The organism is Phycisphaerales bacterium, assembly GCA_029268515.1.
GTDB lineage: Bacteria > Planctomycetota > Phycisphaerae > Phycisphaerales > SM1A02 > JAQWNP01.
The window spans coordinates 31793-51617 of the sequence record JAQWNP010000014.1 but is presented as its reverse complement, the minus strand read 5'-3'; the positions used below and the strand labels follow the sequence as shown (position 1 = coordinate 51617).

Here is a 19825-nt window from a genome sequence, read left to right as displayed (position 1 = left end):
AAGAGCCTCTTATGAAACTTTGCTGAACTCATCTCTAAGCCTTCGCTTTGACGGGCTAGACTATATCGAGCAGCTCCAAAATGACAAAACCCCGCACCAGATTAGCTCCCTCACCCACCGGCGCACTCCATTTGGGAAATGCCCGCACTTTCTTGATTAATTGGGCATTGGCCAAGCAAAGGAACTGGACGGTTGCACTGCGAGTTGAAGATCTTGATACGCCTCGCACCAAACTCGGTGCTGACCAGCAAGCCATCGATATGCTTCATTGGTTGGGTATGACGGGCCTTGAGCCACCAATCGTCCAATCGGCACAGCTGGAACCCTATCAAACCGCCATGAGGACGCTTGCAGACCAACGGCTCATCTTCCGTTGCGATCTGACGCGACGTGAAATCGAAATGGCCGCATCAGCGCCTCAAGAAGGTGAGATCACTGGACAGTGCGAGAATCGTTTTCCCCCCAGCCTACGGCCGACTGATCCTGCTGCGTACCAATTCGATCCTGACTGCCGATCAAACTACAGATTTGTGACAAATGAAAAACCAATCAAGTTTCATGATCAAATTCACGGCCCCCAGAAAATCAATACCGCTGCTGATGTGGGCGACTTCGTTGTTTGGACACAACGCCAACAACCCGCCTACCAGCTCGCTGTGGTTGTTGATGACATTAGACAGGGTGTTACAGATGTGGTTCGCGGCGATGACCTCCTGTCGTCAGTCGCTCGACAGACCCTGATCTATCAGGCACTGGACGCACCGCCTCCAAAATGGTGGCACGTACCACTTGTGGTTGGCCCCGATGGAAGACGGCTCGCAAAAAGGCATGGTGACTCTCGACTGATCACCTATCGCAGGGCAGGCGTCTGCCCAGAACGAATCATCGGTCTCATTGCGTCATATAGTGGCATCTGCCCAGATCCGGTGCCGATGTGCCTGGAAGAATTCACACGCACTTTTTCATTCGATAGACTTCCTACTCAACAGGTTACATTTACCGAGGAGAGTCACCGATGGTTGCTTGCCGATTCTTTACCTTCTTGATTTCACTCACTGTCATGCAACTGACCTGCAGCAATCAAGTCGCCGATCCTGACCAAGAGCGCATTGTCCTCGCCGGTGAAATCTTTGACCTCGCTGTTGCTGATGATTTCTTTGAACGAAATCAGGGATTGATGGGCGTCCAAGAAATAGAACGAAATGGTGGCATGATCTTCATTTTCCCAGATATTGAGATCCGCAACTTCTGGATGGGTCACTGTATTACGGATATGGACATTGTCTTTCTGGATGGACGTGGCCGTGTCACCGCAATTCATACCATGAAGGCACAAGACCCAAAATTTGATCATGAGTCCGATAGCCAATATCGGAACCGACTTGGAACCTATTCGAGCCGGTTTCCAGCACAGTTTGCCATTGAACTCGCCCCTGGTAGAGCGGCCGAATTAGGGCTTACTTTCAATGATCGCCTAGATATCGACTTAGATCACCTTAAGAGCCGGGTCCGTTAGACCGATGACTCCTGTGGCTTAGTGGTCTAAGCTCACTTGAGACGTGCCACAATGACAATGGCATGCATGCGGGGCCTACGGATGGGGACGCCAGTCATTCTGATTAATTACGCTGATCGCCTGAAGATAGAGGCGAAGGCGATGGTCCATGCACTACGAGCTGCATGGCCTGGCATGCAAGTGCCTCAGTTCCGATTGCAGGCTCAGTCCAAACCAGTAAGCAAATTGACCTTTGATTCGGTGTCAGTGGCCATTGTCTTTGGCATCGACAGCCAGCACCAGACAGCGGCAAGCCTCTTGATGCATTGCCAAAGCGATCTTCGACCAACAATTGTGATCGCTGACACAGTGGAAAATGAACTCCGACACTGGAATCCGCTGATACTCAACCAATCAACCACTGCCGAAGTTCTGAGCGGTGTGATCAATGCCTTACTTCATGTGGCGAAACAAAATGATTGGATTGCTGGCGCACTGAATGACTCCAGAAACGTTCAAATGGGACTCACGGGCGAGATACAAAGGCTTCATGACGAGCTGGCATTAGCTGCCACCGTGCAACATGAACTCATGCCACACCAGCTACCAACAGTGGACGGCACTGAGTTTGATGTCCTTTGGCGCCCAGCTGAATTTGTCTCTGGCGATGTCTATGACGTCCGTCAGCTTGATAAAAACCACGTGGGCCTTTTGCTTGCCGATGCCATCGGACACGGTGTCCCTGCAGCAATTCTTGCCATGACCATTTCTCGCAGTCTGATCACGCATTGCCCAGAGACACGCAAGATACTCTCGCCTGGGCAGGTGCTCGCTCATCTCAACCAGAAATTACTTGAGCGATGCAGTGCTGAACATCGGTTTGCAACTGCGGTGTATGGCGTCTTGGACGTACGAACCAACGTCATTTGTATTGCTTCCGCAGGCCACCCACCCCCTCTTCACCTCTCCAGCGATGGCCAAATGGAGATGATCGAAACCTCAGGTGGCTTGCTAGGCGTCTTTGATCAGGAGACTTTCCAAGAGCGCACCATTGCGATGAAAATCAATGATCGCCTCCTCATTTATTCTGATGGTGTCGAATCTGCACTGAACACAGCTCAGGGAACAGATTGGTCTGGATTACTACCATTGCAGGATGCAATGTCGACCATCATGACCGCGCAGAAACTGATGGATAAACCGAATCCTGCAGCACATTGCCATGATGACATTACGCTGCTTTGTTTGAAGGTCAGACCAAAGAGCCAGGTTCAGAACAATCAACCGCGGCTCCCTTTGCACAAAGCTGCCTGAATCGGCAGTTAGCTCAATTTCATATTCTTGACCACTTGGGCAACAGTCTTTGCAACACTGTCTATCTCAACGTTAACACTTTGGCCAACGTTTAGCTGACCGAGGGTTGTTACCTTGCGAGTGATAGGTATGAGTACCACCTCGCAACCATCCTCATGGACGCTGGTCAGTGTCAAAGAAACACCGTCTATCGTGATTGAACCAAACGGGACCAATGCTGATCTGCACAGATCAGACCACTGATCGGCCAACTTAATCTCAATGGCATATCGTGCCGGATCCTCTGTGATGTTGACAACTTCACCAACCCCATCAACATGGCCCTGGACCAAGTGCCCTCCAAGATGATCACCAGCCCGAACCGCTGCTTCCAGATTGACCAACCCACCTGCGATCGCACCCCCAAAGGTGGTGAAGGCGGCAGTCTGCTGGGTCAGATCGAAGTGCAACTGCCCAGACCCATCCACCGACTGGGTCACGGTCAGGCAACATCCGTTAATGGCGATGGAATCACCCACCCCTGGCACATGATCCCAGCCAGAAGAATCGATCACGAGATGGCGACCATCATCAGTATCTTGGATGGCGGTTATTTCACCGATATGCTGGACCAGCCCAGTAAACATGCCCTGGTTCTCCAATCTGGAAGGAATCTAGCAGGCCAATAGGGTGCCTGAGAACGCGAAAGTGCCTGATCTACAGTAGCTGATCTTGACGGACCTTTTTAGCAAGCCGATACTGGATCATTCAAACAAGAGTTACTTATTAATACCAGGAGAGGGCAGTAAGAAGCGTGACCCATATGATGACCCCCCTATCCCTCCTCCGTACCCATAAACCATCCACGGCACTGATCCTGGCCATGCTCAGCATCAGTGCCCTATTGCTGCCGACAATCGCATGCCAAGGGCGAACAAAAGACAGCCAGAGGCTTGGGACCCAGTCCACAGGCCTCTCCAAGCTTGAACGCATTGCTTTGATCAGTCCGACCACCGCACGTGAGCTCGGCTATCGCATCATGTGGCAAATGCCCGGCGATGGACATGAGCTACAACAGATCAGACCTGACAATGATGCAATCTTCCTTTTGGATGATAAGAACTACTTAACCCGGATCAACCGTAAGACGGGCCAAAGACTATGGCAAAAGGAAGTCCTTGAACCAGCCACGCGGGTATTGGGACTGAACTACGTACCATCCCTTGGATTTGTCCATGTCATGACCCAAGGTGACATCTATGTCCTTAATGCTGGCACCGGAGGTGTCCTGAGGCGTGATGAGCTCGTTGCTATTGCAGCAACACCTGGAACAACGGCAGGCCCATTCCTTCTCTACGGTGCCCGAAGCGGCAGGTTGGTGTGGTACGGAGCTAAAGTTGGATACATCTGGAAGAGCTACCGAGTCTCTTCACATATGCATCTGAAACCACAACTGCATAAGGGCAAAGTCGTCGCGGTTGGTTCCGGCGGCGTGCTGATGTGCTTAGATGCAGCAAAAGCAATTCAACTGTGGTCGGTCAAAATGCTCGATGAGATTGCTGTTCCCCCAGCAGTTACAGACACCACGATCTTTGCGGCAAGTCTTGATCAACATCTCCGTGCCTTTGACCTCCAAAACGGTTCCGTGCTTTGGTCCAAGATCTTCGAGACACCTTTACGAAATCCACCAATCGTCATTGAAGGACAACTATTCATCACGATTCCTGGGCTCGGTTTAGTGAGTTACGACGCCCAGCCAGTCGGCAAAGGTGTGGGCAAAGAACTTTGGAATTCCAAGGACGTATCTGGAAACGTGATTGGCCAACGAGGCGGAAATGCCTTGGTCTGGGATGACCAAGCCCGTGTCCTCACACTCGTCGAGCGTGCCCATGGCACCGTCATTGACAAATTTGAGCTCCCTAATATTACAAAACTGATGATGGATGAACTGGTCAATGGCACGATCTATGCGACCAATCGCGAGGGTGCCGTGATCCGGCTTTCACCGCGATCCGAATAATATTTTCTGTCTGCAGGAAAATCTCTTCACGCTCGGCTTCAAATCTAAGGCCACTGAGTAGCGATCGTGCTCTCATCCCAAACAGCAACAAATGATTAGCAATCTACAGGACACTCATGAACCTCGTCTCCATTAAACGCGCCCTTATCTCTGTCAGTGACAAACGAGACCTCATTCCTTTTGCACGCGCATTAGAAGAAATGGGCACACAGATTATTTCAACTGGAGGCACGGCCAAGGCGCTCAAAGAAGCTGGTATTGCAGTTGTGCCAATTGAAGAAGTCACCGGTCTTCCAGAGATGATGGATGGACGGGTCAAAACACTTCACCCCGTCATCCATGGCGCTTTGCTTGCAAGACGCGATGAACCGAGTCATATGGCGGCATTGAGTGAGCTGGGCGGGCAACCCATTGACCTCGTCTGCGTCAACCTCTATCCCTTTGAACAGACCATTATGAAGGATGACATTTTACCTTCTGACGCCATTGAACAAATTGATATTGGCGGGCCCACCATTGTTCGCTCAGCTGCAAAGAACTTTGATTCCGTGGCTGTTCTGACCAGTCCCGAGCAGTATGACTTTGTTGTCAATGAGCTCACCACGAATGATGGACAAACCACACTGGAGTTACGGCGAAAGTTAGCAGCGGCGGCGTTCACCAGAACAGCACAGTACGACACTGCCATCAGTGGCTGGATGAGTGAAATTTCTCCCAAGCCAATGCCTGACACACTGCGTCTTGCCTATACGCTTGAGCAAACCCTCCGGTACGGTGAGAACCCACACCAAAAAGCCGCTCTCTACATCGATTCTTCTGCCCCGGAACCGGGTGTTGTCTCTGCCAAAAGTCGACATGGCAAGCCACTGAGTTACAACAACATGCTTGATGCTTCAGCTGCTCTTGAAGTGGTTCGTGACCTTAACAGTCTCAATGAAAACACAGCATCAGCGACAGTGGTCAAACATACCAACCCATGTGGCGCCGCAATTGCAAGCGATGGCCCCACAGCCATCGAGATGGCCTATAACTGTGATTCACTTGCTGCCTTCGGTGGCATTGTTGCAATTGACACTGTTGTCGACCAAGAAATCGCGACAGCTATGGCTGCTGGAAACAAATTCTTTGAAGTCATTGTTGCACCAGAATTCACTGAAGATGGCTTCAAGATTCTTGCAGACCGATGGAGTAATGTACGACTGCTTTCGGTCGGAAACATGAGTTACCACGGTCGCCGTCAACTCAATTGCCGGTCTATTCCGGGTGGCCTCCTCGTACAGGAACATGACACCAAAACGCCACGGGCTGAAAACTGGCAATTAGCCGCAGGCCCAGAGCCAACCAAACAGATGGTCGGTGATGCGGAAATTGCGATGATTGTGACCAAGCATCTCAAATCAAATGCCATCGCCATTGCCCATAGCGGCGCCCTCTTGGGTGCCGGACCAGGCCAAGTCGATCGCGTTTCAGCGTGCCACTTAGCCATCTCTAAAGCTGGCGACACACTCAAGAGCGCCGCTGCACCGGTTGCAGCATCAGATGCTTTCTTTCCCTTCGCCGATGGTCCAAAGATTCTGATCGATGCAGGCATCAAGTGCATTATTCAACCAGGCGGTTCACGCCGCGACGATGAGACAATTGCCTTGTGCGAAAAAGCAGGCATCACCTTGCTGATGACTGGTGTGCGGCATTTCCGGCATTAAGGTCGGATTACTCACCCGAAAAAAACGATTCTCACACAAAACCCACAATCTAATGTTTCGTCTTGCGCAACCTTGCTTGTACGATAGGTGTAGTTCAGCAACAAATTGCTGTGCGAAGGAGGGCAACGCTTGACAAGCCTCCCAGTCGGCCTCAATCAACAAGTTCTGGTTCTGAATAAGGCCTACGCTGCAATTCGCGTAGTCAGCGCTCGCCGGGCATTCACACTTTTAGCGAAACATGCCGCTGAGATCATTGCGCTTGAAGGTGACCGCTACATTAACTACGACTTCGCGACATGGACAGAGCTTTCAGAATTACAGCAACTCTTAGAGCCAGAGCAACACTCTTGGATCCGCACGCCTCGCTTGTCGATTGCAATTCCGAATATTGTCCGGCTTTATCGGTACGACAAGTTTCCGTCTATTCGCCCGACACTCAATCGCCGCAATATTTATGCGCGTGATCACAATCTCTGCCAATACTGCGGCATCCGGTTTACGACCCGTGAACTCACACTTGACCATGTGGTGCCTCGCGTTCAAGGCGGGGTTCATTCATGGGAAAATCTGGTCTGCGCGTGCGTTGACTGCAACCGACGCAAAGGTGGCCGAACGCCCCAACAAGCTAGGATGCGGCTCGTCAAAACACCAAGAGAACCAAGTCGCCCAACAGCACAATCGTTGCGCGTTGCTCCTCGCACCTACCGAAGCTGGCGTGCCTTCTTGAATGATGCTTATTGGAATGTGGAACTCAACGACTAAGACAGCGAACGCCAATACGCCTAGCTGGCACCGATCGTGACATCCAGTGGCTGAGCCGACGGCTTGTAGTTTGGTTCTAAAGCCAATGACAACGGCAGCCGGCGACCATCGCCATCGTAGGGAATGTTGTCTTGATCAATAATTCGCTGAATGGCCATGACACCCTCGATCAGCATTTCCGGTCGCGGCGGACAACCGGGCACATACACATCAACTGGGAAGAACTGATCGACGCCTTGCACCACCGCATAGGTATCAAACACGCCACCCGTTGAGGCGCAAGCGCCCATTGAAATGACCCACTTTGGCTCACACATCTGCACATAGATACGTTGCAATACGGGGAGCATCTTTACTGCAACCCGACCAGCAACGATCATCAGATCTGCTTGGCGGGGACTAAAGCGAAAGACTTCAGCACCAAAACGAGCGAGGTCAAACCGACTTGATGCGGTGGCCATCAACTCGATGCCACAGCATGCTGTGGCAAACGGCATTGGCCACACGCTGGATCGTCGTGACCAATTAATAACCCGATTCAATTGTGTGGTAAGCAATCCATCGACCGGTAGTGCTGCTTCGAGACCCATTGAGAAGTTCCATCCAGTATGAGAAGAGGCCATTATGCCGCCGACAAGGAGCGACGCCCCTTTCCATTGCACATAGTAGGCACCTGAGCCGGTTCCGGTAACCATCCAGCCCGCATAATCCAAATCATCGGCCTATTTATCCATCTGACAACACCCGCACTTTAGAAGCCGGCTTAACCCGGCCCAGAACCTTCCCGATGGTCCTGGAGTGAGGCAACTACTTGAAAATCCTTCCCGCAAGCTGCTCCTACTGGCCCTGATGCTGGCGACGCTGATTCTCAGCCAGAGCATCACCCAGGCCTATTCAGCCACTGCAAGCCAAGACGTACAGCCCAAGGGCAATGCGGCGCCCCTGCATCGTACGCTCGAATCGAAGTCACAAAGCTACCTGAAGGCAAGGCAACTTCTGGGAGAAACGTTTCGTCGATATGACACCGATCGATACATCCTGCTGTCCGATGCAGATCCTGACTGGACGCGCCAACAGGGCCGCTACCTTGAACGCACTTACCACCAGTTCCATCGATTCACAAAGTGGCTCGAGCTCCAGCCGCTACCACTTCAGCACAAATTAGTGTGCATTCTCTTCCAGAACCGTGCTTCATACCAGCGATTCGCTGCAACCCATGATGGCATCTCCGCTCCATGGATTGCCGGCTATTTCTCACCAAAGCATGACTGGACTGCATTTTACCACATCGAAGCAAGTCCCAGCCTGTCAGCAGCCCGCGAACAATTAAGCCGAATGAATACCGAGCTGCGTCGCTTAGAAGCCAAAGCCAAAGATGCTGCTGCAAACAACTCCGCTGATCTTACTGGGCTCAATGAGCGTGTCGCGTTGTATCGAGATCATCTCAAAAAACAACAGTTGCGTGTCAATGTATTTGCCACCGAGACAAGTACGGCCACCACCATTCATGAAGGTGTGCACCAGCTGATGTTTCATACACGAATTCAATCGCCACTGCGTGTCTATCCCCTATGGATCTCAGAAGGCCTGGCAATGAATTTCGAAACGACGACACCAAATCAGGCCTTTGGCCCACAGTTTGATTCACCACTTCGGCATGAACAATTCGAAGAAGTACTGCGAAATCAAGAGCTCATTTCTTTGTCCAAACTCATCGAGCTTGAAGTACACCCGCCGAATGAAGAAAAAACCATGCGTACAATCTATGCGCAGAGCTATGGACTGATTGCTTATCTGTCTCGCTTCCATCGACCAGAGCTACGCCACTATCTCGAGTCAATGCGTATCAACGCACCAATCCACTTGGGATCAGGTCAACAGCGTTCCATTTTTATTCAATGCTTTGGCGACCCAGATAAACTCGAAGCACGTTGGCTTCGCTATGAGCATGCACGGCTCGCTGCCAATGGACCGACCGCCTCTTCCACGACAAGCCATTGAGGGCCTTCTAGGGCTTTGTGATGGACTGCTCGAGCCGCCCAGAAACTTCTCTCAAAACCATCGAGACGCGGGCCACATCGGATGAGAGCTCTCGCTTGAGATGCGTCACCAAAGCCTGCACTGGTTCTGGTATGTCATTGGAATCTCGGTTTGTTTGATCACACCAGGATTCCCAGGGGCGTAATGCTTCACGAAGCTCCTGCAAGTCACCTCGCATCTGACTATTGACCTCGATGGCTCCCGCAAGTGACCCCACAAGCGCTTCACCCTGATCTAACTGCTCAGCCATCAGCTGCTGATGACTCTGCTGTTCAGCTGTCAAATTCACTAAGGACTGGCCTGCATGCTGAGCCCGAGCCTCAAGCTTTTGCAAACGATTCAAGGTTGCATCAGACTCAGACACCAAAGACTGCTTTGCTTGCTCACAAGCCGCAACCGTTGTCAATGCTCTTGCTGATTCTTCCCGAGCCATCAGCGTGGTCTCAACCGTTCGGAATGAGAGCGAAGCAATCGTTCGCTCCAACGAGTCCATAAGTTCTTCGAGTCCATTGCAACGCGTCGCCAATTCTTGAAGTTGCGACTGCTTGCCAGCGGCATCTTGACAGTGCCGTTCAATTGCATCATCCAATTGCTCGATTGCGAGATGTGTGGTCTCAGTCAGCGCACCAGCGGCGGCGGACGAAGCCTGCTCGAGGCCTGCTTCAACTTCTTTCTGAACTTGAGACAGTGAAACCGTGACTTGCTGAGCTGTTTGGCTCAAAGATCGTTCTGCCTCCTGCGCATCGGCCCCACTGCGACGAATAATTGCAGACTGTTCGCTCAATGCCTTGAGCAGCCGAGCCCCGACTTGCAAGCGATCCTGCAGACGCCCAGTTGCCTCTAATACTTCAGCCTTTTCCTGACGAATATCCCTAAGTAATTCACCCAGAGACGACCGGGCAGAAGTGGCTTGTTCAATTTGATCTGTGAGCGTATCGCTGAGCTCAGTAAATGCCTGCTGGTCTAACACCCGAGGCGTCATCATCACTGGCGCTTGCGTATCAATGTCCACATGCATCTGCCCCTCACTTGGTGATATGTCAGGCCTCAGAGAACCCGCAGGAGACACGCTCACCACCACTGGATTTGCATCATTGAGATGGCTGATCGAAGGGCGCGTCACAGGTTCATTGACAGACACAGACTTGCTCACAGGTATGGACATCTTGGCACCTAAGTAGACGATATGGTCAAGATTGAGATGGGAGCCCTTCGCGAGCACTTCCCGAACCATCAAGATTATCGGCCACTTGGCCCCCGGATGGTCAATTCTTGCGCCAAGTCAGGCGAGATCTCTCGCGTCTACCTTTGCATCCAGCTGTCTCATCAGGCATTACCCATGGTCTGCCTCAGAGATAAATGAGCACCAATGACGAGCTGTGCTTCCCGGAACTTCTGAAGCACCGGTGCTGTTTCACGGCCCCCATCGACCATTTCAAAGCCGATATCCATGAGATCCTTGATTGCAATCTGCTCTGGTGGCCGTGCCAGCGAGAAGCAGGCATCTTTGCCCTTCACTCGGAGCAGATGGCCCTTCATCGCCAATCGATCCAGTATTTGGTGCACGGGCTTAACCGGAAGACCTGTCTGCCGTGAAACCTGATCCACAAATACCGGAGAGCCCTCCTCAAATTCTTCTGCAATCATTCCCATGATCAGCAGAATTGACGCGGGATCGATAATGGCGGTCCCCTCCTCAAAAGGCTGAATCGCTGCCAGGTCATGCCCCTGAATCCGCTGGATGGTCGTGGTCACCTGAAGACCAAACAAGATCACCAACCACATCACATAGATCCAGAACATGAACAATGGAATTAATCCCAGCGAGCCATAGACCTGCTGGAATGAGACCGCGTTCGAGAGATAGACGCTCAAGGTGGCTTTCAGCGCCAGAATGAGAAATGAGGTCACCATCGCCCCAATAATGGTCGCCCTGACCCGCATATGTGTATTGGGAATGAGCTTAAATGCTAAAAATATAACCAACGAGTTGATAAAGAAGTCCCAGACAAAACGGCTCAACTGGATCCACCCGGGAGAATCAGAGGTGGTCGAGGTCAATGCGACGCCAAGCTGCCCCTCTAAATACAGCGTGGAAACAAGAAGCACCGGACTGAGTGTGAGCACTAACCAATAGGCCGGTATTCGACGCGTCCAAGACCGGCCACCTGGCGCCCGGCAAATCTGATTAAAGCTCTTCTCAATTGTCACCATGAGCGAAAGCGCTGCGTAGATGACCACAACAATGCCGACCCATGTCAGTGCAGTGAGATTTAAATCCAATGCAGACTGAATCATCCCAAACAACCATGAACCTAAGTCCTGCTGGGGTTGGCCCCCTTCGGCAGATGCCGCGCTCGAAATAGAAACATCGTCGAGGTTCAAACCCTCCACCAGTTTCTGGGCATACTGCAAAAAGCTATCTTTTCCTGCCACCGCCCGAATCAGAAGCGTGGTGACCACCAGGACAGGCAGCAACCCAAAAAGCGTGCGGAAAGACAATGCAGCAGCCATTTGCCCCGCGCGATCCTGCCGGAGCTGCCGCGTACCGAATCGAGCAATGTTATAGCCCATACGCGTACGCGTCTGCCAGAGCGTCAATTCGTCTTGAGGGCGCGTCAGCACACGACGCAACCAACTCGATACGATGTGGAACTGGTCTTTCAGCATAAATCCGTTCCCTGGTTTCAGACCAAGTATCAACTTCCTCCAAGGGATGGCCTGCAGCCCCTGTCAGGTTTTCACGAAGCACGCTATCGTAAGGTGTTCGTCGGCACTTCAGCACCCCTAATCGCTCATCCGGACTACCTCAATGACCAGGTCAGATAAAGACAGCCATTCCAATCAACGAGGGCCGATACCTGGGCCCTCTGGCAAACACACTGATGGACCACCTTCAGTGCCATCCAACTGGCGTGAAAAAAAGAAGCCTGACGCAGATGCGATCGCTTCAGAAAAGAAGTGGGCGTCAGATCAGGGGCCGACCCACAGGCCCGGCCCCAACCAATCAAGCGAAGATGGAATACGTCTTCAAAAAGTCATGGCGCAAGCGGGTGTCGGCTCACGTCGCCATTGTGAAGAACTTATTACAGCAGGTGATGTTTCCGTAAACGGACATATCATGAAGACCCTGCCAATCTGGGTACATCCTCACCGAGACCATGTTGCTGTTAATGGACGTCGCATTAACACACCACAATCACCTGTATACATCATGTTGTATAAACCACGCGGCATCGTCTCAACAACAAACGATGACGAAGGACGCCGATGTGTTACAGATCTTGTCCGTCATAAGACGCGACTGTATCCGGTCGGCCGACTTGATAGAGAATCCAGTGGTTTGCTTTTGCTCACAAATGATGGCCTGCTTGCCGCCAGACTGACGCACCCACGGCATGGTGTCAGTAAAACCTATGAGGTTGTTGTACGCGGCACACTTGATGAAAAAGCGATGGACAAAATTCGCAAAGGTGTTTTCCTGACTTCTCATCGATCAACGAAGTCACGAAGATCGAGAAACAGCGACTCTCCATCACAATCAAAGCGTATTGATGCCAAGAAAACAAAGCCTGCCCTGATCAAGTTCATCAAGCAGTCTCGTGATCGGGCAGCACTTCGAATACAGCTTCGTGAGGGCAAGAACAGGCAGATCCGCCGGGTACTCGCTCAGCTTGGACATCCTGTGCAACGCCTCAAACGCACAAAAATCGGCCCGCTCAACCTACGTGACTTACGTCCCGGCCAATGGCGTGAACTCGAACCAAGAGAAATTGAACAGCTGCACCGCTCTGCAAGCCTGGATCTCTACGGAGATCGATAGAGACGGCTTAAAAGTCGATCTCAACGAGCGAAAAATCTACTGTCCAATCACTGGCGGCTCGATGCTTACTTGTGTTTGCTCATCACGAGAGACGTCCTCAAGCACACTCAGCACAATGGTCCCAAAAGGTTCCTCTTGGTCAATATGAACCCGGCGTGTACGGACCAGCTCAAGCGTTGCAAGAAACAGCCCAATGCGCTCTTGCACCGCCCTCCCCTGGAAGACATGGTCAAGTTCAATCGAAGTATTTGCCTCACTCAAGTGATCCATGATGTCGGCTTCGAAGATCTCAATAGGCGTGTCATCAATTTCGATGCGATGGTCACCGAGTCGATCAAAGTCGATCGATGAGATAATCCGTTGATAGGGTTCTGAGAGACTCAGTAGATGAACGTCATCAAGTTCAACATTTAACTCATCTTCTTCTTCTTCCTGAGCACCTGACCGATTCGACAAGCATCGCACGGATGCCTGCTTACCAAATGCATCCCGCTGCTGAACGAGCTGTTCAGCCGCACTTCGAAAACGCTGGTAGTCCAATAGCTGCTGAACCAATGCCACACGCGGATCGAGGGTGATACCGCTGCTACTGGAATCACCACTTTGCCCTGTACCAGAACCGTCAAGATCGTCTGCTGCAGCGATCGGCGCAATCGTGCGACTCTTGATCTCCATGAGCGTCGCAGCCATGACTAAGAAATCGCCCGCCTGATCCATATCAATGGCCTCGGCATGCGAGATAATCTCTATGTACTGGTCCGCAATTTGTGCAATCGGGATTTCAACGATGTCCACCTCGGCCCGGCGAATCAACTCCAAGAGCAAATCAAGGGGGCCATTGAATGCCTCAAGCTCAAAACGATATCCATCTGCGACCATTGACTAGCTCTCCTAACCCAGAACGACCGAAAAAACCGCCCCTGAAACCCCCTGAGAGGCCTCTTGAGGCCTCGCTGCCTGAAACGCCCCCAGAACGATAGGGGCTACAATGAGGTGTTCAGATCCACATTACCTTGGATATCTCTCAACAAACCAAGAACGCTCATACGATTCCATCATAACTCACCATGACCGATTCCACTCGCCCAACCAAGACCACAACTTCAGACTGCCACGTCACTGAAAGCAGTTTCCTTGCTGAAGTCATGCGCGCGGAGGCTGAAGCAGTGCTTCAAGTTGCCGCGAGCCTCGATCCTGAAAACCCAAAATCTTCCGATACCATCCGTCAGCAGTGGACCACTGCTATTGACTTGATCGACCAATGCAAGGGTCGCGTTGTCATTTCTGGGATGGGAAAATCTGGGCTGATCGGCGCCAAGATTTCTGCCACCTTTGCAAGCCTTGGATTACCCTCCCATGTCCTGCATGCTGCAGAAGCGGTCCATGGTGATCTGGGGAGGCTTCGCCGCGACGATCTGGCCATCCTCCTGAGCTACTCAGGAAGCACTGAAGAAGTCGTCAATCTGGCTGCCATCTTACGCAGCGACGATATTCCCAGAATAGGTATCTCAGCAAACAGCAACACCAAACTGGCGAAGCTCTGTAGTGCCCACCTACCGCTTGGCGATATTATTGAAGCCTGCCCGCTGAACCTAGCCCCAACCGCCTCAACAACCGCTATGTTGGCCGTTGGTGACGCCCTGGCCTTGGCTGCCTCAAGAAGGCTCAACTTTAATGAAGATGATTTCCACAAACATCACCCGGGTGGCATGCTCGGCGTTGGACTACGACCAATCGTTGATGCGATACGCTTTAAAGTCGGCGAGAATCTGCCCGTTATTCGTGACGATATGACCGTCAACGAGGCATTGATTCAGGCTCGTCCTGAATCCCAAACAGCAAGCTCAAACCCTGTCAAAGGACGTCGCTCTGGTGCCCTGCTCTTAGTAGAGGCATCAGGCAAATTGACGGGCATTTTCACCGATGGTGATCTTCGTCGGCTCGTTATCGATTCACCAGCTGCTTTAGAAGGCCCCATCCGAGATGTCATGACCCATGCCCCCGCCCACCTTGTGGTCACAGATCTGGTTCGTGATGCCGTCCAACTCATTCGTGAAAGACGTCTTGATGAAATCCCGGTTCTTGACACTGATGGTCGGCCAGTCGGCCTTGTTGATGTCCAGGACCTTATCTCTTTGAAAGTTGTGAATGAGTAATGGCGTTCACGTTGTAAAGGAATCACCATATGTCCATCGTTGTCGCCATGCATAGAGACGGACGAACCGTCATGGGCGCAGACACCTTAACTGTTTTTGGAGACAGTGAGTGCGTACCTGCGGAAAACAACTCCTCAATCAAGTGCTTCAGACTTGGCAACTCCGTATTCGGTGGTACGGGCTGGGCACTCTATGATGACATTCTCATTGACTATCTCGCCGATAAGCCAGACCCCGATCTCACTACAAATGCGGCAATATTTGCATTCTTCATGGACTTTTGGCGAGCACTTCGCGAACGCTATACCCTTGTCAATGAACAGGCCGCAAATCGTGATGCTCCATTTGCCGATCTGGACTCCTCCTTTCTCATTGCAAATAAAGGCGGCATCTTCAAGATTTCGTCAGATATGGGTATCACCCGGTTCAATCATTACTATGCGATTGGTTCAGGCGCTGAATTTGCATTGGGGGCATTGCATGTGCTCAGGTCTCAACCTGGGTCGCTTGAGAACCTGGTTCGGCAGGCCGTTGAAACAGCAATGACCTTTGATCTCAATAGTGGCGGAACATGTGATATTCTCGCGGTGGAGTAAAGCACCGCTCTCACACAAACAGATAACACTGCCCAAGACAACGAGAAAAAGCATGTCCACTCCAAGCGATATCAAAGTTCTTTGTCTCGACATTGATGGCGTGCTTACCGATGGTCGACTCTGGCTCGATCAGGAAGGCACTGAACTCCGCACCTTCCATATTCGAGACGGCCAAGGCATCCGTCTTTGGCTCAATCTTGGCCTGGATGCGATTGCGATTTCAGGCAGGCCACTAAAAAGCGCTGAACAACGCCTCACCCATTTAGGGATGAAGCACGTCCAGGGCGGTGTCGACGATAAACCGGCCGTCCTCCTGGAAATGCTCCGTGAGATCGGTGCAGAACCACATGAAGTGGCGATGCTGGGCGATGATCTTCCTGATATACCACTTGCTCGAATGGTTGGATATCCTATGGCCGTCGCCGATGCCTGTACTGAGCTTCGCGAATTGGCTCAGTACACCACGGCAACACCCGGCGGATTTGGCGCTGCCCGCGAAGCGATCGAGCATCTGCTTAAGTCGATGAGACGCTGGGATGAAGCCTTGGCCACCGCAGGCTGCGCAGACATGGAGGTCCCAAAAGCGCAATGACGGAACACACCCCCCCACCCAATCCAGAAGATACCAAGGCAGCTGCGCAACAATCTCAGAGTCATGCTGTTCGCAATTCATTGCTTGATGAACCTCCACCAGCGCGCTCAAACCGTCCAGCCAAACAATCAATCCTTTTCAACTCACGTCGGCTCCTCGTCCTGGGCGTCACCATTGCTGTGGTACTTGGGCTCATCGTCGTTCTTCTTGATTCACCGCCAGAACAGATGGCCAATGAAGATGATGCCGTTCCAACCATCGAGATTAAGGCACCGAGCCAACTCACTGCATCTGAACTTGTTCATTCCAATGAAGAGTTAATGCAGCAGATGTCCGTTGACCTACCCAGTGGTGGGTGGATTCAAATTGCCGACAAGAAGGGGCGGCTGAGCCAGCAATATCGAACGGCGCATTTGAATCCAAATCCCAAAGGACTGCCAATGGGATGGATGGCCATGGATCAGCCCGAGATACAGATCATGCTTGGTCGTGGCCGAATTGTAACCATTACTGGTAATGAACTCATTGCCAATGCGCCCAATCGAGCATTAGAGAGCGGCTCCATACAGGGTGATGTTGTCATTGCCATGTATCAATCCCAAACACTGCTCTCGGAAGATAGACCTTCGATGCTGGTGATGACACCAGATGCAAGCTTTGATAACTTTCTCGGTGAACTTCGTTGCGACGGAGACATCCATCTTCAGACCTTAAGTGAAGAGATGGTTGGACGTCGCCTCACAATGCATATGAACGATGTCGACGACCGCATCCAAGATATGCGTATCGATGAACTTGACTACATCAGACTTGCTGCTGTGGACGCGCTAATGGGCGATTCCAAACAGAACAAGGAAGAAAAGCCCAAAGTCGCCAAACCAGATAAACCAAAGAAAGAAAAAAGCCCCGATAGGACGGAGAAGAGCAAGAAGAACAAAAAGAACGAGAAGAACGAGAAAAACAATAAGAACAAGAAGAACGACAAAGCCATCGACGATTCATCACCAGCAAAAAAGCCAGTAGATGAAAGCGACGAGGTTTATTACATTGCCACGCTCAATGACAACGTCAACATCGTTGAGAAACGGCGGGCGCCGCAGCGCAGCGCCCATGGGAATCGGCTAGATATGATCTTCGCGATGGGGTCTGGCCTACTGGGCGACAGCGTTGCCACCTTGCCAACCCAGCAAAAACGCGATGCCGGCTCAGGCCTGATACCCCTGTCTCACCGAGGCATTGCGGCGTCTCTCGTCACCTCCCTCTTCGGGCACCAATCTTCTCGAGTGCGGACGATCGTGACTCCACCCAGCCAAGATGACACCATTATCACATGCGAAGGCCCCCTCATCATGGTTCCCTTGCAAGATTTATCACGGGCGCCTCAATCATCTGATGAAACCATTATTGAGCTTATTGGCACACCTGTAACAATGACTGACGACATTGAAGGTGCACGGGCCACTTGCGCAACGATGCGTTTCACCGCACCAAGCAACCGCGCCGACCTGCTGGCTGGACCTGGCGCATCAGAGGTGTACCTGGCCACTGCTGATCTTGAGGCTGGTGGGCAACAACTCTGGCTTGATCGAGAAAGCTCGCAAGCTGGCATTGTGGGCCAAGGATGGGCGCGTTCAATTAAACGCGTAGCTCATGTGCCCGATGAACCACTGCCCTCTGCGATCACACTCACCTCAGATGGAAATCCTGACGATGCCATCGTTACACGCACAGAGATGCAACTGACATGGACAGGCGGCGCAGAAATCAACTTTGTTGAAAGCGACGCAGATGAACAAACCAACGGCGCTTTGAGAGCCGCTACTTTTGATGGCGAAGTCGCTGTTCGAAGCCAAGATGGCACACTCGACTGTGGACGATTGGAGCTCAAGTTCAATGTTGATGCATCAGGTGAGTCAACCCCTGAACAGATGATCGCTTCACAAGACGTCAAAGCCAAGAATCAAGAACAAACCCTCTGGGCAGATTCTGTTCGCGTTACTTTTGTTCCCAAAGATGAGCAAGTCATTGCTCCGAAAAAAGAGATCGACGATAACCAACCCGAGAGCATTCTCGGGCAGGATGCCCAAGTCGATCGGCTGCAAGCTGACGGAAACGTACAAGTATTGATGTCTGACGGCGCCCGAGCCTTTGCAGAACGCCTTGATGGAGATGCACGCCAAGAACGCGTGGTACTAACAGGTCCGCAAGTGATCATTGCCAGTGACAAACTGCTGATCGACCGTGGCACGCATGTCGAACTTGATCGTGATGCTGGCACTGCGCGTTGGAAGGGACCAGGGCAAGCACGCATGTTGACCAATGCACTTGATACAAAGGCTGATAAACGCATCGATCCACCAGCGATCAACGATGTCGATGAAACGCCTGATACGACGCTACGCACCCGCTGGAATGAATCCATGATGTACGACAGCACCTTCGCAGACGGCGCTGGCTCACTCTATGTCACTGGTGACGTACGCATTCGTTCACGCCCAACAGAAATCGAACTCAATACTATGACGGGCGATGCGCTCACGATGGAGTTTGAAAACGACCAGAGTGAAACAGAAGCCAAGACGACTCAACCCGCGACCGATGAAGCGGCCAACACCAGCCTCGGTGGCGACCTCTTTGGACAATCTGATCGGCGTCTGGCTAGGTTTATTGCCAAAGGCAATGCACGCATCGAAAACTGGATCTGGCAGCAACCAGATCAGAGCGACAACCCCCGGCGATACTTCATTGCCGGGCAACACATCACCTATGACGACCGGAGTTTAGAAGCAGAGGTGATTGGTGATGGCCAACTCTATATGCGAGATCTCACTGAGATCGACACTGGATCGATCTCAGAGGATGCCCCATTTGGGCGCAAAGGTGAAACAGGTATCAAGTGGTCACAGCACCTTAAGATGACGCGACTTCCAAACCAGCTCTGGAATATTGGTATCACCGGGGATGTTCAAGTTGGACATGTTGCACCCGATGGAGAAGTGTCCACCATGACTGCTGATCTGGTCGAGCTTGAGGTCGAGCGAAGCAACGCGCGTACGCCAGATAAGGCTGACGGCGACTTACTCAATCTTGGCGGCGACATGGAGGCCCAGCGGCTGGCCGCAAGCGGCAGCGTATTTATTGTCACACCCAATCGTGAAGTTGACTGCCATGCGTTCGACTACAACATGCGCACCAATATGGCAGTTGTTTCGGCACTACCTGGGCGGCGCGTGTCAATTGTGACTGCAGGCAATCCAGTGCCGATTAAATATCAAAAGCTGATCTGGAACATGGACCCCAGCAACGAACGAATCACTGTCTACCAAGGCTCTGGCGGCCAGTAGG

At 51.9% G+C, this 19825-nt stretch carries 17 protein-coding genes; 12 read left to right on the top strand and 5 right to left on the bottom strand.

The window, feature by feature from the left end:
- Positions 1–80: 80 nt before the first annotated feature.
- From P8J86_09410 to P8J86_09400, 3 genes are read left to right on the top strand one after another with little or no spacing between them, the layout of a single operon-like run.
- A complete protein-coding gene (locus P8J86_09410; GenBank protein ID MDG2054912.1) occupies positions 81–1046 on the top strand; it encodes a glutamate--tRNA ligase family protein in 966 nt (321 codons plus the stop codon).
- The gene (locus tag P8J86_09405) at positions 1016–1516 is read left to right on the top strand and encodes a DUF192 domain-containing protein (protein MDG2054911.1); all 501 of its coding nucleotides are present in this window, start codon (positions 1016–1018) and stop codon (positions 1514–1516) included. The genes P8J86_09410 and P8J86_09405 overlap by 31 nt, the downstream gene beginning before the upstream one ends.
- Positions 1517–1567: 51 nt before the next feature.
- Complete coding sequence (locus P8J86_09400; GenBank protein ID MDG2054910.1) at positions 1568–2809, top strand: PP2C family protein-serine/threonine phosphatase; 1242 nt, start codon at positions 1568–1570, stop codon at positions 2807–2809.
- Between the two features lie 8 nt (positions 2810–2817).
- Here the strand turns inward: P8J86_09400 and P8J86_09395 are convergent, their stop codons facing one another.
- A complete protein-coding gene (locus P8J86_09395) occupies positions 2818–3435 on the bottom strand; it encodes a riboflavin synthase (GenBank protein ID MDG2054909.1) in 618 nt (205 codons plus the stop codon).
- Positions 3436–3671: 236 nt separating this feature from the next.
- Between P8J86_09395 and P8J86_09390 the strand changes: the two genes are divergently transcribed.
- From P8J86_09390 to P8J86_09380, 3 genes are all read left to right on the top strand, one after another.
- On the top strand, positions 3672–4808 hold the full coding sequence (locus P8J86_09390) for a PQQ-binding-like beta-propeller repeat protein (GenBank protein ID MDG2054908.1): 1137 nt from the start codon (positions 3672–3674) through the stop codon (positions 4806–4808).
- A gap of 116 nt (positions 4809–4924) precedes the next feature.
- Entirely contained in the window at positions 4925–6511 is a 1587-nt protein-coding gene (gene purH, locus P8J86_09385) for a bifunctional phosphoribosylaminoimidazolecarboxamide formyltransferase/IMP cyclohydrolase (GenBank protein MDG2054907.1), read from the top strand.
- A gap of 129 nt (positions 6512–6640) precedes the next feature.
- Positions 6641–7273 (top strand): HNH endonuclease, encoded by a 633-nt coding sequence (locus P8J86_09380; GenBank protein ID MDG2054906.1) that lies wholly within the window; start codon positions 6641–6643, stop codon positions 7271–7273.
- A 20-nt stretch (positions 7274–7293) separates the two neighbouring features.
- On the opposite strand, the gene nuoB is transcribed toward P8J86_09380, so the two are convergent.
- Complete coding sequence (gene nuoB, locus P8J86_09375; protein MDG2054905.1) at positions 7294–7863, bottom strand: NADH-quinone oxidoreductase subunit NuoB; 570 nt, start codon at positions 7861–7863, stop codon at positions 7294–7296.
- Between the two features lie 208 nt (positions 7864–8071).
- On the opposite strand from nuoB, the gene P8J86_09370 reads away from it, so the two are divergent.
- Positions 8072–9274 carry a DUF1570 domain-containing protein gene (locus tag P8J86_09370; GenBank protein ID MDG2054904.1) on the top strand — a complete coding sequence of 401 codons (1203 nt, stop codon included), beginning with the start codon at positions 8072–8074 and terminating at the stop codon, positions 9272–9274.
- Between the two features lie 7 nt (positions 9275–9281).
- Here P8J86_09370 and P8J86_09365 read toward each other — a convergent pair whose 3' ends face one another.
- Together P8J86_09365 and P8J86_09360 are read right to left on the bottom strand one after the other, a co-directional pair.
- Positions 9282–10478, bottom strand: coding sequence for a hypothetical protein (locus tag P8J86_09365; GenBank protein MDG2054903.1), 1197 nt, complete (start codon positions 10476–10478; stop codon positions 9282–9284).
- Positions 10479–10639: 161 nt separating this feature from the next.
- Positions 10640–11983, bottom strand: a complete 1344-nt coding sequence (locus P8J86_09360) for a YhjD/YihY/BrkB family envelope integrity protein (GenBank protein ID MDG2054902.1) — start codon at positions 11981–11983, stop codon at positions 10640–10642.
- Positions 11984–12212: 229 nt separating this feature from the next.
- Here P8J86_09360 and P8J86_09355 point away from each other — a divergent pair, with 229 nt between their 5' ends.
- The gene (locus P8J86_09355) at positions 12213–13136 is read left to right on the top strand and encodes a pseudouridine synthase (GenBank protein MDG2054901.1); all 924 of its coding nucleotides are present in this window, start codon (positions 12213–12215) and stop codon (positions 13134–13136) included.
- Between the two features lie 36 nt (positions 13137–13172).
- Here P8J86_09355 and P8J86_09350 read toward each other — a convergent pair whose 3' ends face one another.
- A complete protein-coding gene (locus P8J86_09350) occupies positions 13173–14015 on the bottom strand; it encodes a segregation/condensation protein A (protein MDG2054900.1) in 843 nt (280 codons plus the stop codon).
- Positions 14016–14203: 188 nt separating this feature from the next.
- Here P8J86_09350 and P8J86_09345 point away from each other — a divergent pair, with 188 nt between their 5' ends.
- Genes P8J86_09345 through P8J86_09330 form a run of 4 tightly spaced genes read left to right on the top strand, consistent with a single transcriptional unit; the run spans position 14204 to position 19824 of the window.
- The gene (locus P8J86_09345) at positions 14204–15292 is read left to right on the top strand and encodes a KpsF/GutQ family sugar-phosphate isomerase (protein MDG2054899.1); all 1089 of its coding nucleotides are present in this window, start codon (positions 14204–14206) and stop codon (positions 15290–15292) included.
- A 29-nt stretch (positions 15293–15321) separates the two neighbouring features.
- Positions 15322–15888 carry a hypothetical protein gene (locus P8J86_09340; GenBank protein ID MDG2054898.1) on the top strand — a complete coding sequence of 189 codons (567 nt, stop codon included), beginning with the start codon at positions 15322–15324 and terminating at the stop codon, positions 15886–15888.
- A 52-nt stretch (positions 15889–15940) separates the two neighbouring features.
- Positions 15941–16480 (top strand): HAD hydrolase family protein, encoded by a 540-nt coding sequence (locus tag P8J86_09335; protein ID MDG2054897.1) that lies wholly within the window; start codon positions 15941–15943, stop codon positions 16478–16480.
- Positions 16477–19824, top strand: a complete 3348-nt coding sequence (locus tag P8J86_09330; GenBank protein ID MDG2054896.1) for a hypothetical protein — start codon at positions 16477–16479, stop codon at positions 19822–19824. The genes P8J86_09335 and P8J86_09330 overlap by 4 nt, the downstream gene beginning before the upstream one ends.
- The last annotated feature ends 1 nt before the right edge of the window (position 19825 follow it).

Coding starts and splice junctions, on each gene's coding strand:
- P8J86_09390 (MDG2054908.1), top strand. CDS start 3,672: ATGCTCAGCATCAGTGCCCTATTGCTGCCGACAATCGCATGCCAAGGG.
- P8J86_09365 (MDG2054903.1), bottom strand. CDS start 10,478: ATGTCCATACCTGTGAGCAAGTCTGTGTCTGTCAATGAACCTGTGACG.
- P8J86_09330 (MDG2054896.1), top strand. CDS start 16,477: ATGACGGAACACACCCCCCCACCCAATCCAGAAGATACCAAGGCAGCT.
- P8J86_09345 (MDG2054899.1), top strand. CDS start 14,204: ATGACCGATTCCACTCGCCCAACCAAGACCACAACTTCAGACTGCCAC.
- P8J86_09335 (MDG2054897.1), top strand. CDS start 15,941: ATGTCCACTCCAAGCGATATCAAAGTTCTTTGTCTCGACATTGATGGC.
- P8J86_09340 (MDG2054898.1), top strand. CDS start 15,322: ATGTCCATCGTTGTCGCCATGCATAGAGACGGACGAACCGTCATGGGC.
- P8J86_09405 (MDG2054911.1), top strand. CDS start 1,016: ATGGTTGCTTGCCGATTCTTTACCTTCTTGATTTCACTCACTGTCATG.
- P8J86_09360 (MDG2054902.1), bottom strand. CDS start 11,983: ATGCTGAAAGACCAGTTCCACATCGTATCGAGTTGGTTGCGTCGTGTG.
- P8J86_09410 (MDG2054912.1), top strand. CDS start 81: ATGACAAAACCCCGCACCAGATTAGCTCCCTCACCCACCGGCGCACTC.
- P8J86_09400 (MDG2054910.1), top strand. CDS start 1,568: ATGACAATGGCATGCATGCGGGGCCTACGGATGGGGACGCCAGTCATT.
- P8J86_09350 (MDG2054900.1), bottom strand. CDS start 14,015: ATGGTCGCAGATGGATATCGTTTTGAGCTTGAGGCATTCAATGGCCCC.
- nuoB (MDG2054905.1), bottom strand. CDS start 7,863: ATGGGTCTCGAAGCAGCACTACCGGTCGATGGATTGCTTACCACACAA.
- purH (MDG2054907.1), top strand. CDS start 4,925: ATGAACCTCGTCTCCATTAAACGCGCCCTTATCTCTGTCAGTGACAAA.
- P8J86_09395 (MDG2054909.1), bottom strand. CDS start 3,435: ATGTTTACTGGGCTGGTCCAGCATATCGGTGAAATAACCGCCATCCAA.